The following is a 12,925-nucleotide window of genomic DNA, read 5'->3' on the forward strand; positions in this document are numbered from 1 at the left end:
TGCGGTTCTTCAGACATCAAGGAATGATCATGTCTCTCGCCATCGTGCTCAGTCGCGCTCAGGTGGGTGTGGAAGCGCCAGCCGTCACTGTCGAGTGCCATCTGGCCAACGGGCTTCCCGCGCTGACGCTGGTGGGCTTGCCTGAAGGCGCAGTCAGGGAAAGCAAGGATCGGGTCCGCAGTGCCATCCTCAATTCCGGCCTCGAATACCCTGCCCGCAGAATTACCCTCAACCTCGCGCCAGCCGACCTGCCCAAAGACGGTGGGCGTTTCGATCTGGCGATTGCCCTGGGTTTGCTCGCCGCCAGTGGGCAACTGCCTGCTCACGCGTTACAGGATGTCGAATGCCTGGGTGAATTGGCGCTCTCGGGCGCTATAAGGCCGATACAGGGCGTCTTGCCTGCCGCACTGGCTGCTCGTGCCGAGGGCCATACGTTGATCGTGCCCGCGGCCAATGCCGAAGAGGCGTGTCTGGCGTCCGGGTTGCGGGTGATTGCAGTCAATCATCTGCTGGAGCTGGTGGCACACTTCAATGGCCGGGCCCCGATTGTCCCCTACGAATCCAGCGGCCTGCTGCACCTGAGCAAACCCTATCCAGACTTGAGCGAGGTGCAAGGCCAGACCGCCGCCAAACGCGCATTGCTGGTGGCGGCGGCGGGCGCGCACAATCTGCTTTTCAGTGGGCCTCCCGGCACCGGTAAGACTCTCCTCGCCAGCCGTCTGCCAGGCCTGTTGCCGCCACTGGATGAACATGAAGCTCTGGAGGTCGCCGCAATTCAGTCGGTCGCCAGCCAGAGTCCTCTGACCAGTTGGCCACAGCGGCCCTTTCGGCAGCCCCACCATTCCGCCTCAGGTGCCGCGCTGGTGGGTGGCGGCAGTCGTCCGCAACCCGGCGAAATCACCCTTGCCCACCATGGCGTGCTGTTTCTCGATGAGCTGCCCGAGTTTGATCGCAAAGTGCTGGAGGTGCTGCGTGAGCCACTGGAGTCCGGGCACATCGTCATTGCCAGAGCCCGCGACCGGGTACGCTTCCCGGCGCGCTTTCAGTTGGTGGCCGCGATGAACCCCTGCCCTTGCGGCTATCTGGGCGAGCCCAGCGGTCGCTGTCGTTGTTCCACCGAGCAGATTCAGCGCTACCGCAACAAGCTTTCCGGCCCGCTGCTGGATCGCATCGACCTGCACCTGACCGTAGCCCGCGAAGCCACGGCACTCAACCCCACCCCGCAAACCGGCGACGACACCGCCAGCGCCGCCGCCCTCGTGGCCCAGGCCCGCGAGCGGCAACAACGGCGCCAAGGCTGCGCCAACGCCTTTCTCGACCTACCGGGCCTGCGCAAACACTGCTCGCTGTCCAGCGCCGACGAAAACTGGCTGGAAACCGCCTGCGAGCGTTTGACCCTGTCACTCAGGGCCGCACACCGCTTGTTGAAAGTGGCAAGAACGCTGGCTGATCTGGAACAGGTCGATGCGATTGGGCGCAGCCATCTGGCCGAGGCGTTGCAGTATCGGCCGTCGAGTAATTGATGGGGTCACACGCAGAATAAGAGCCGCGAAAAGGCCGGCACAGCCCTCCGGGGCTCGTGAGGCCAACCCTTTTCACGACCAGTGCACAGTCGATTACGCGGCCAAGCTTTTTAGCGAGAAACACTTCACAAAAGCTTGATCGGCAGCAGCGTATCTAAAAGAGGTTTTCGGTGAACGCAAACCTTGTATCACCGAAACCGATTGACCTCTTTGCGCAAATCCGCTGCCAGTTCGTCCAGTTCTTTCGCGGTGATAGCCAGGTGGGAGACGACTTCGCGCTGCTCGCTGTTGGCCATGGCGATGCTCTGCAGGTTGCTGCTAAGCAAGGTAGCGGTGCTGCTTTGTTCTTGGGTGGCGGTGGTGATGGCAGCGAATTGTTCGCCTGCGGAGCGGCTTTTTTCGTCGATCTGGGTCAGGGCGGCTGCGACTTTTGCGTTGAGTGAAAGGCCTTCCTGCATGAGCGCGTTGCCCTGTTCCATGGTGCTGATCGCGTTTCCGGTTTCTTGCTGAATGCTCACGATCATGCCTGAAATCTGGTCGGTCGCCTGACGGGTGCGCAAAGCCAGATTACGCACCTCATCCGCTACCACCGCGAAACCACGGCCTTGTTCGCCGGCACGGGCAGCTTCAATCGCGGCGTTGAGAGCCAGCAGGTTGGTCTGCTCGGCAATCGAGGTAATGACGCCGACGATCCCGCCGATTTCCTGAGAGCGCTGGCCCAAGGTGTCAATCACCGTGGCCGTGCCTTTGAGCGAGGACGCGATCTGCTCAAGAGATGCCGAAGCTTCATCCATTGAGGTGCGGCCAATGCGGGTCTGCTGAGCGTTCTCCTGCGCCAGGCGCTCGGTGCTGCCCATGTTGTCGGCGATGTTCAATGAGGTGGCGCTGAACTCTTCCACGGCGCCAGCCATGCTGGTGATCTCCCCGGACTGCTGCTCCATGCCTTCGTAGGCCCCCCCTGACAAGCCGGACAGCGTCTGAGCGCGGCCACTGACTTCCTGTGCCGCGCTGCGGATGTGCGCGACCATGTTCGACAAGGCTTCACCCATCTGATTGAAGCTGCGCGCCAATTGACCGATTTCATCGTGACTGGAAACATTCAGACGCGCGCTCAGGTCGCCCGCGCCCAGGGCTTCAGCCTGACGAACCAGATCCGACAGTGGTTGCAACTTGCGGCGTAACAGCCAGATCGCCGCGCCGACCGCGATCAGCATGGCCAGCAAGCTGCCGATTGCCAATTGTGTGCCGACGCTCCAGGTCACGGCGCTGATTTCGGTTTTTGGCATGCTCGCAAACACTGCCCACGGGCCGCCCGCAAAGGCCACGGCGACGGTATAGAAATCTTGCGTGCCGTCATTCCAGAAATGACCTGTGCCTGGGCGCTTGACGAAGTCGGCCAACGTTTGCGTTGCCTGATCCAGCGCCTTGACCCCGGCAGGCGCCACCAGCCAGTGATTCTGCTCATCCAGCAGGGCCAGAGAACCCGTCGTGCCGATGCGGAAATTCTTCAGGTTCTCGAATTGGGTATTTTGCGCGCCGGTGTAGTCAAAGCCGACGAACAAGGCGGCAATGATTTTGCCACTGCTGTCACGCACCGGGCTGTACTGAGTCATGTAGTAATGCTCGAACAACAGCGCCCGGCCGACGTACTCCTGACCTGCCATCAGTCGGTCATAGGCCGGGCTCTTGCGATCCAGCAAGGTGCCGATGGCCCGCGAGCCATCTTGCTTGCTCAGCGACGTACTCACACGAATAAAATCATCGCCGCTACGCACGAAAATCGTCGCCACGCCGGCCGTCATTTGCTTGAAGTTGTCGACCTCGGTGAAGTCGTTATTCAGGACGTGGTCCCCCAACAACAGGCTTGGTGCCTGCACGCCCGCAACCGTCACGGGGTTGTCTGCCTGCAGGCTCAGGCCACCGCTAAACCGTTTCTCGAACAACCCACTCAAGCGCTGGGTGCTTTCACGCAGAGTGCTGTGAAACGTATTCAGTTGATCGGCCAGCAAACGTGCTTCGCTGGCCATGTGTTCTTCACGAATCGCGAGATTCGCGGCGTCCAGCGAGCGCAACGCGAATACGGTACTGCTGCTGATGACCACGGCCAGAATTACCGCCAGGGCGAGACCCAACTGCGAGGCGATACGAGCACGGGGTTCAGACATGGAAGCTCCTGGCCGAACAGCGGCATCGTTTTGATTTCGATGCCTTGCTCAGCAAAATTCAAAAATGGGGGTCCGTTGAACCTTTTTTAAAAGTCCGACTTATACGGATTCGGCCGACGTGAACAATACTTGAGCTCTGCACTCGGGGATACTGACGAATAACCGCTCAAAAGCCTGTGCCAGAGCTGTTTTCACGTCAGTATCTCAACCTTTGGCAAATCCATTGCGCACACCTCGCCTTGAAGAAACTCGCTGAGCCTGCGCAGACGTTCGCCGCCTGGCCGGGTCTTTGGCCACACCAGATAATAGTTTTCGCCGCTGGCCACGGCGGTGCGCCAAGGCAAGCTTAAACGCCCTTGCGCGACGTCCTCGGCGACCATCAACAAGTCCCCCATGGACACGCCATAGCCTCGCGCAGCCGCGATCATGCCAAGCTCCAGAGTGTCGAACACCTGGCCGCCCTTGAGCGAGATCTGCTCCGACAGGCCCATCCGCTGTAGCCAGTTGCGCCAATCGCGACGGTCGGGGGTCGGGTGCAACAGTTCGGCACTGGCCAACCGCGCGACATCCCAGGGCGGGTCCTGAAGCAACGTCGATGCACCCACAGGGATCAGCAGCTCAGGGAACAGGTAGGTGGCTTCCCAATCCGGCGGAAAATGCCCACGGCTGAGCAACACCGCGCAGTCAAACGGCTCCTGAGTGAAATCCACACTGTCGACATCCATCCAGGCGCTGGTCAATTGCACTTCATTACCAACCTGAAGATGGCGAAACCGGCTTAGGCGCGCCAGCAACCAGCGCATGGTCAGGGTCGAGGGTGCCTTCATGCGCAAAATGCCTTCCTCTGCACGCAAGATGCTGCACGCACGCTCCAACGCCGAAAAACCTTCACGCACTCCCGGCAGTAGCAGGCGCGCCGCCTCGGTCAATTGCAGGTTGCGGCCATTGCGCTGAAATAGACGACAGGCAAAGTGATCTTCAAGCGTGCGGATGTGGCGGCTGACGGCACTTTGGGTGATCGACAGCTCCTCGGCAGCGCGGGTGAACGAGCTGTGTCGGGCAGCGGCTTCAAATGCGCGTAGCGCATAAAGGGGAGGAAGACTACGGGACATACACAACATTCCTACGCAATAGTTGCGCTACTTTACCCCCAACGACTACGCTCAATTCAGATGAGTTTTACTCATGTCAATCATCGGATTTATCCCTTTGTGTCCGCCGTGAGAAATGCCGAGAATCAGTTGCTCACAAAGCCCTGTAAGCCGAGCGCCACGCCTATGCAATCCGTCGCCATCCAAGCACCCTGGATCAAAGAGCTAAGGACTATCCTGCGCTTGGCCGGACCGCTGATCGCCTCGCAAATGGCGCATATGCTCATGGTGTTCACTGACACCGTGATGATGGGTCGCCTGGGACCCGATGCCTTGGCCGGTGGCGGGCTGGGCGCGGCCAGCTACAACCTGATTTCGTTCTTCTGCGTAGGCGTTATCGCTGCCGTCGGCACCCTGGTTTCGATCCGTCACGGTGCAGGTGACAACGTAGGCGCCACGCGGCTGACTCAGGCGGGACTCTGGCTGGCGTGGGGCATGGCACTAATCGCGGCCTTGGTGCTGTGGAACCTTGAGCCCGTTTTGCTCAAGCTTGGCCAGAATGAGGCGAACGTGCACATGGCCGGGCAATTCCTGATCACCCTGCCCTTGGCCCTGCCCGGCTTTCTGTCCTTTATGGCCTTGCGGGGCTTCACCAGCGCGTTGGGGCGGGCCGGCCCTGTGATGGTGATCAGTCTGGGCGGCGTGGCGGTGAACTTCGGGCTTAACTATGCACTCATTCATGGCCTGTTTGGCCTGCCGCATCTGGGCCTGATGGGCATCGGTCTGGTCACGGCGGTGGTTGCCAATGGCATGGCGCTGCTCCTGGCCCTGCATATCCGCCAACACCCAGCCTATGCGCCCTATCCCATTCGCCAGGGCCTGATGCGCCCCTCGCTGACTTATTTGCAAGAGCTGTGGCGCCTCGGCTTGCCGATTGGCGGTACCTACGCGGTCGAGGTTGGCCTGTTCACCTTCGCAGCGTTCTGCATGGGCGCGATGGGCAGTACGCAGATGGCCGCACACCAGATCGCCCTACAGTCGGTGTCGATGGCGTTCATGGTGCCCGTGGGGATTTCCTACGCGATGACCATGCGCATCGGCCAACACTACGGCGCGGGCAATCTGCTCCAGGCGCGACTGGCCGGACGCGTCGGCATTGCCTTCGGGGCGTTGATCATGCTCGGTTTCGCGCTGCTGTTCTGGCTGGCACCGTATCAAGTCGTCAGCCTGTTTCTCGACCTCGACAATCCGGCCTACCGCGACGTGATCGATCTAGCCGTGAAACTGTTGGCGATCGCCGCGTGGTTCGAACTGTTCGACGGCACGCAGACGCTGGCCATGGGCGCCATCAGGGGGTTCAAGGACGCCAGGACCACGTTTGTCATCGGCCTCGCCTGTTATTGGCTGGTCGGCGCGCCTGCGGCCTGGGCTTTCGGTTTTTATGCACAAGGCGGAGCGATGGGGGTCTGGTGGGGGTTGGCTCTGGGGCTGGCCTGTGCAGCGCTGGCACTGACAGTGGCATTCGAAAGGAAGACGTCACGCTTGCTGCGTCAGGCGCCAGTGCTTGCGTCGGTCATGAGTTGAGGGCCGAATCAGGTATGTCTACTGAACGTGCGCCTGCCCCACGTTATGGCGCTGTCCATACGTCAGGTACTCAATCAACTCCGTGAATGGCAACGGCTTGCTGATCAGGTAACCCTGAATTTGATCGCAACCAAAACCACGCAACAGCGCCAGTTGTTCCGGGGTTTCCACACCTTCGGCGACCACTTCCAGGCTGAGGTTGTGCGCCAGGTTGATCATGGCATGCACCAGCTTGCGATTTTCTTCGCGCAACTCCATGCCGCCGACAAAGCTTTTGTCGACCTTGAGCAAGGCAATCGGCAGGCTGTTGAGGTGCACGAACGACGAGAAGCCGGTGCCAAAATCGTCCAGCGAAAAACGCACACCTAGCCGACCCAACGCATCCATCGTCTGTTTGACCAGATCGCTGCGGCGCATGACGGCGGTTTCGGTCAGTTCGAATTCCAGCCAACGGGCATCGACGCCCCGCTCGGCGATCAAGCGGCTCAGGGTCGACAGCAACTGACTGTCCTGAAACTGGCGGAACGACAGGTTGACCGCCATGTGCAGTGCCGGCAGCCCGAGTTCACGCAGCCCCTGCATGTCGCGCAGGGCGCGGGAAATGACCCAGTAACCCAAAGGCACGATCAAACCGCTTTGCTCGGCCAAGGGTACAAACTCGCTGGGTGGCAGCAACCCACGCTCGGCGTGGCGCCAGCGCACCAGGGCTTCGAGGCCAACGATACGCCCGTCGCTCAATGATAGGCGTGGCTGGTAATGCAGTTCCAGCTCATCGCGACGCAAGGCCCGGCGCAGTTCGCTTTCCAGATCGGCCAGGCTACGGGCATTGCGGTTGATGCGTTCGTTAAAAACATGAAAGGTGCAGCCCTGAGTGCCCTTGGCCTGCTGCATCGCGATATGAGCGTGCCACATCAACGGATCGGCACCGGCACCGGCCCGGGCATAGGAAATCCCCAGGCTGCAGCCTATCAGCAAGCTTTCACCATCGACCCAATAGGGCTCGGCCAAGGCTTCGGTAATGCGTTCGGCCATCCATTCGGCACGCTGCGGCGCACGGCGGATGTCGATCAACAACGCGAACTCGTCACTGCCCAGCCGCGCCAGTTGATCGCCTGCTTCCAACTGGCTCTTGAGCCGCGAGACCACTTGCAAGATCAATCGGTCGCCAGCCTGATGGCCCAGCGCGTCGTTGGCGTGACGGAAGTTGTCGAGATCCAGGTGCCCGAGCGCCAGTCCACGGCCTTCGTTTTCAGCCAAGCGTGTCGCCAATAAGGTCTGGAAGCCCTGGCGGTTGGCGATGCCGGTTAGCGGGTCTTGCTCGGCCAGACGTTGCAGAGTGTTTTCCAGCACGCCGCGCTCGCGCACATGGCGCAGGCAACGGCGTAGCGCATCAATGCTCAACGTGGCGAGCACCAGCCAATCGCTGACGCCAATCGGCGGTTCGAGCGGTTCGTGCTCAAGCAGCATCACCACCGGCAACTTACAGCGCCCGGGCGCTGGCTGGAGCTCAGGCGTCGTCAGCAGAACGGCATTTCGCGCGTCGTCGAACAGGCTGCCGACATCGCCCCAACTCGGCGCACAGACCAGCGCGGCCGCGTCTCCCAGAGGAGCCAGACACTCACGCAATAACGCCAGCCATTCCGGCTTTTGGGCCAGGAGCAACAAACGCAAGGGTTCGACAGGCGTAGACAAACTAGCTCCCTACTCGCAAAAAAAATCGTTGGTGGTTCCGCTCTACTTCAGACATATGGCGTAATCCACTGCGCATCCTGCGGGAAAGTAACAAAACCGGCAAATTTAGATCGCGTGCTACGTCACAGTGTCGGACGATGACCGCACAAATGCGTGAGCCTGTTAAAATGCCCACCCATTTCGCAAGCGACCCTTTTTCTGTCATGTCCCGACTCAATCCTCGGCAACAAGAAGCCGTGAACTACGTCGGCGGCCCTCTTTTGGTGCTCGCCGGTGCTGGCTCCGGCAAGACCAGCGTGATCACCCGCAAGATCGCGCACCTGATCCAGAACTGCGGCTTTCGCGCGCAACATATCGTCGCCATGACCTTTACCAACAAGGCCGCGCGGGAAATGAAAGAGCGCGTAGGCACCCTGCTCAAGGGTGGCGAGGGGCGTGGCTTGACGGTGTCGACCTTCCACAACCTGGGCCTGAACATCATCCGCAAGGAACATGCACGGCTGGGCTATAAACCAGGGTTCTCGATTTTCGACGAGACCGACGTGAAAGCCCTGATGACCGACATCATGCAAAAAGAATATTCGGGCGATGACGGCGTCGACGAAATCAAAAACATGATCGGCTCGTGGAAAAACGACCTGATCCTGCCGCCCGAGGCCCTGGAAAACGCGCGCAACCCCAAGGAACAGACCGCCGCCATTGTCTATACCCACTACCAGCGCACGCTCAAAGCCTACAACGCGGTGGATTTCGACGATTTGATCCTGATGCCCGTGAAGCTGTTCCAGGAACATGCCGACATCCTGGAGAAGTGGCAAAACAAGGTTCGCTACCTGTTGGTGGATGAATATCAGGACACCAACGCCAGTCAATACCTGCTGGTAAAGTTGCTGATCGGTATGCGCAATCAGTTCACCGTGGTGGGCGACGATGACCAGTCGATCTATGCCTGGCGTGGTGCACGCCCGGAAAACCTGATGCTGCTCAAGGATGACTATCCGTCGCTCAAAGTGGTGATGCTCGAGCAGAACTATCGCTCCACCAGCCGTATCCTGCGCTGCGCCAACGTGCTGATCTCGAACAACCCCCACGCCTTCGAAAAGCAGCTGTGGAGTGATATGGGTCACGGCGATGAAGTCCGTGTCATCCGCTGCCGCAACGAAGACGCCGAAGCCGAACGCGTCGCGGTGGAACTCCTCACCCTGCACTTGCGCACCGACCGGCCCTACAGTGACTTCGCGATTCTCTATCGCGGTAACTATCAGGCCAAGCTGATCGAGCTGAAGCTGCAACACCACCAGATCCCCTACCGCCTGTCGGGTGGCAATAGCTTCTTCGGCCGTCAGGAAGTGAAAGACCTGATGGCCTACTTCCGCCTGCTGGTGAACCCGGACGACGACAACGCCTTCTTGCGCGTGATCAACGTGCCGCGTCGTGAAATAGGCTCGACCACCCTGGAAAAGCTCGGCAATTACTCCACCGAGCGCAAGATATCGATGTACGCCGCCACCGATGAAATCGGCCTGGGCGAGCATCTGGACAGCCGTTACACCGACCGCCTGCAACGCTTCAAACGCTGGATGGATGGCGTGCGCCAGCAATGCTCGCAAAACGACCCCATCGCCGCGCTACGCAGCATGGTCATGGACATCGACTACGAAAACTGGCTGCGACAGAACAGCTCCAGTGAAAAAGCCGCCGACTACCGGATGGCGAACGTCTGGTTCTTGATCGAAGCGCTGAAGAACACACTGGAGAAAGACGACGACGGCAAAATGACCATCGAAGAAGCCATCGGCAAGCTGGTCTTGCGCGACATGCTCGAGCGTCAGCAGGAAGAAGAAGACGGCGCCGAAGGCGTGCAAATGATGACCCTGCATGCCTCCAAAGGCCTGGAATTCCCCTATGTGTTCATCATGGGAATGGAGGAAGAAATCCTCCCGCACCGCTCCAGTATCGAAGCCGACACGATCGAGGAAGAGCGCCGCCTGGCGTATGTCGGGATTACCCGCGCGCGGGAAACACTGGCCTTCACCTTTGCCGCCAAGCGCAAGCAATATGGCGAGATCATCGATTGCGCACCCAGCCGCTTTCTCGATGAACTGCCGCCGGACGACCTCGCCTGGGAAGGCAACGACGACACACCGGTAGAAGTGAAAGCCGTTCGCGGTAACACGGCACTGGCCGATATTCGGGCCATGCTCAAACGCTGAATTGATTATTTATTGCGCACATGTGCGCTGCCCGAGGAATCACCGTGGAAGCACTGCACAAGAAAATTCGCGAAGAGGGCATCGTCCTTTCCGACCAGGTGTTAAAGGTCGACGCGTTTCTTAATCACCAGATCGACCCGGCCTTGATGCAGCTGATTGGCAACGAATTCGCCACGCTGTTCGCAGACTCGGGCATCACCAAGATCGTCACCATCGAGGCCTCGGGCATTGCCCCCGCGATCATGACCGGCCTGAAACTGGGCGTGCCGGTGATCTTTGCGCGCAAACACCAATCGCTGACCCTGACCGAAAACCTGCTGTCGGCGACCGTGTATTCGTTCACCAAGCAAGTCGAAAGCACCGTCGCCATTTCGCCTCGGCACCTGACCAGCAGCGACCGCGTCCTGATCATTGATGATTTTTTGGCCAACGGCAGGGCCTCGCAGGCGCTGATTTCGATCATTAAACAAGCCGGTGCCAGTGTTGCAGGGCTGGGCATTGTGATCGAGAAATCATTCCAGGGCGGGCGTGCCGAACTCGACGCTCAGGGCTATCGCGTCGAATCCCTCGCCCGGGTGAAATCGCTGGAGGGTGGGGTGGTGACTTTTCTCGATTGATTGATGGCGAAGGCGGTGCTTCAGGCGCTGGGAGCAGTCGCCTGCAACCCGGCCAGCACCAACCGCTGATACAGCTCTTCAAGCAGCCCCTGCGGCTGCAAAAGCCGCATGCGTTCAAGCTGCGCCGGGAAGGCTGTCGGCTCCGGTGCGTCGAGGGTGGCTTTGCCCAATTGCAGAATCTCGGTGAGCTTGAGTTTGCTTTTCAGCCAGTTCAAGGCTCGCAGCAGGTCCCGCTCTTCCACGCTGAAATCACAACCCAGCGGATACTCCGGGAACAACTGCACATAACGCGCTTGCAACGCCTGCAAACGTTCGGGGGTGTTTTCGCTAAAGCGCGGATCGAGGCGGAAGTCGCGGGGCAATTTGCCGATCTTTTGCGCCTGCTCGATCAAGCCTTCCTGGAAGCGTGAGTCACTGATATTCAGCAGCGCCTCGATCACCTTGGCGTCGGTTTTGCCACGCAGATCGGCAATCCCGTATTCAGTGACAATAATGTCCCGCAGGTGCCTCGGAATCGTGACGTGACCGTACTCCCAAACGATATTGGAACTGACCTCCCCGCCCGATTCACGCCAGCTGCGCAGCATCAACAGTGAACGAGCACCTTCCAGTGCATGCGCCTGAGCAACAAAATTGTATTGGCCGCCCACCCCACTCAACACTCGGCCGTCTTCCAGTTGATCGGCCACAGCGGCGCCCATCAGCGTCACTTTAAACGCGCTGTTGATGAATCGTGCGTCGCGCCGTTGCAAGCGCTTGAGCTCTTCATTGCCGTACAGCTCGTTGATGTAGCTGATGGCGGTCATGTTGAAGCGCTCACGCTGAGCCAGTGAAAACTCGCGCAAGCGTTGATAAAAGCTGCGAGGCCCCAGGAAAAAACCCGCGTGGACCACGACGCCTTCGGCATGGGCCGACTCGTCGAGCGTGCCATCGTTGGCCTGCCGTTGCAGGGCCGCGTCGGAGTAAACCTTACGCCGCACGATGCCGGCGTCCACCAGCACCAATAAACCGTTCACGAACATTTCGCTGCAACCGTACAGCCCCTGAGCAAACGGCTGCACCCCGCCTTCGCGCTCGATCAACGCCTGCCAAGACGTGGTCGCGTCCAGATCCGCGAGCAGCGCGCGGTAAGTGGCGTTATCCGCTTGCCGCGCCAAAAGCGCCGCTGTCAGCGCATCGCCCATCGAGCCAATGCCGATTTGCAAGGTGCCGCCGTCGCGCACTAGGGTACTGGCGTGCAGGCCAATGAAATGGTCCTGAAACCCGACCGGCATGTTCGGGGTAGAGAACAGGGTGCTGTGTTCTTCCTCGTCGAGCATCAGATCAAAGACGTCAGTACTGAGCTCCGAGTCGCCGAGCATGTATGGCAAGTCTGCATGGATCTGGCCGAGCAACAGGATTGTTTCACCGGCCGCACGGCGTTTGGCGATCATCGGCAGCAAATCAAGAGTGATGTCCGAGTTGCAACTCAGGCTCACGCGACCCGGACGTTGCGGATCATGAGCGATCAACTGCGCCACCAGATTAAGGCCATTGGCGTTGATGTCACGCGCAGCATGACTGTAATTACTGCTGACATAATCCTGCTGCGCCGCGTGGCTGTTGAGCAGGCTGCCGGGCTGCATAAAGAACTGCTCGACACGAATATTCGGCGGCAGGCTGTCGCGCCGCAGGTCCTCAAGGAAATCCAGTTCGGGGTAATCACCGAACACCCGTGCGACGAAGGGCTCAAGAAAACGCGCCTGCAAACCCTCACCCAGCGGCGGGCGCCCGAGACAGAGGGCGGTGTAGATCGTCAGCTGTCGTTGCGGCAGGCCTTTGACCCGCGCATACAACGCGTTAACGAAGCGGTTGGGCTTGCCCAGCCCCAGCTGCAGGCCCATGTGAATGTGCGCAGGCAACTGCGCCAGTACTTGATCGACTGCTTGTTCAATGGAACACGACTGCGTCATCTCACCCTCCTGGCACATCCTTGATTTCAGGTTGGACCGAGCTTGCCGGGTGTTTGCTGCAAAGGACAGGACTTCGAATCATTCGCCC

8 protein-coding genes are annotated in these 12,925 nt (G+C 59.8%); 4 read left to right on the plus strand and 4 right to left on the minus strand.

Annotated elements, in window-relative coordinates:
- Positions 1–29 precede the first annotated feature (29 nt).
- Positions 30–1,523 (plus strand): YifB family Mg chelatase-like AAA ATPase, encoded by a 1,494-nt coding sequence (locus QN399_RS10670; RefSeq protein WP_322176982.1) that lies wholly within the window; start codon positions 30–32, stop codon positions 1,521–1,523.
- 188 nt (positions 1,524–1,711) lie between these two features.
- On the opposite strand, the gene QN399_RS10675 is transcribed toward QN399_RS10670, so the two are convergent.
- A complete protein-coding gene (locus tag QN399_RS10675; RefSeq protein WP_322176983.1) occupies positions 1,712–3,688 on the minus strand; it encodes a methyl-accepting chemotaxis protein in 1,977 nt (658 codons plus the stop codon).
- Between the two features lie 191 nt (positions 3,689–3,879).
- The gene (locus QN399_RS10680) at positions 3,880–4,800 is read right to left on the minus strand and encodes a LysR substrate-binding domain-containing protein (protein ID WP_322176984.1); all 921 of its coding nucleotides are present in this window, start codon (positions 4,798–4,800) and stop codon (positions 3,880–3,882) included.
- Between the two features lie 180 nt (positions 4,801–4,980).
- Between QN399_RS10680 and QN399_RS10685 the strand changes: the two genes are divergently transcribed.
- Positions 4,981–6,363: a NorM family multidrug efflux MATE transporter gene (locus tag QN399_RS10685; RefSeq protein WP_322278478.1), complete on the plus strand. Its 1,383-nt coding sequence runs from the start codon at positions 4,981–4,983 to the stop codon at positions 6,361–6,363.
- A gap of 18 nt (positions 6,364–6,381) precedes the next feature.
- On the opposite strand, the gene QN399_RS10690 is transcribed toward QN399_RS10685, so the two are convergent.
- Complete coding sequence (locus QN399_RS10690) at positions 6,382–8,055, minus strand: bifunctional diguanylate cyclase/phosphodiesterase (protein ID WP_330200920.1); 1,674 nt, start codon at positions 8,053–8,055, stop codon at positions 6,382–6,384.
- A gap of 203 nt (positions 8,056–8,258) precedes the next feature.
- Between QN399_RS10690 and rep the strand changes: the two genes are divergently transcribed.
- Positions 8,259–10,268 carry a DNA helicase Rep gene (rep, locus tag QN399_RS10695; RefSeq protein WP_322176986.1) on the plus strand — a complete coding sequence of 670 codons (2,010 nt, stop codon included), beginning with the start codon at positions 8,259–8,261 and terminating at the stop codon, positions 10,266–10,268.
- A gap of 44 nt (positions 10,269–10,312) precedes the next feature.
- Positions 10,313–10,885 (plus strand): xanthine phosphoribosyltransferase, encoded by a 573-nt coding sequence (locus QN399_RS10700; RefSeq protein ID WP_219063034.1) that lies wholly within the window; start codon positions 10,313–10,315, stop codon positions 10,883–10,885.
- 20 nt (positions 10,886–10,905) lie between these two features.
- Here the strand turns inward: QN399_RS10700 and QN399_RS10705 are convergent, their stop codons facing one another.
- Complete coding sequence (locus QN399_RS10705) at positions 10,906–12,837, minus strand: acetyl-CoA hydrolase/transferase C-terminal domain-containing protein (RefSeq protein WP_330200921.1); 1,932 nt, start codon at positions 12,835–12,837, stop codon at positions 10,906–10,908.
- Positions 12,838–12,925: the final 88 nt, after the last annotated feature.

This window comes from Pseudomonas sp. 10C3 (assembly GCF_036346185.1).
Taxonomy (GTDB): domain Bacteria; phylum Pseudomonadota; class Gammaproteobacteria; order Pseudomonadales; family Pseudomonadaceae; genus Aquipseudomonas.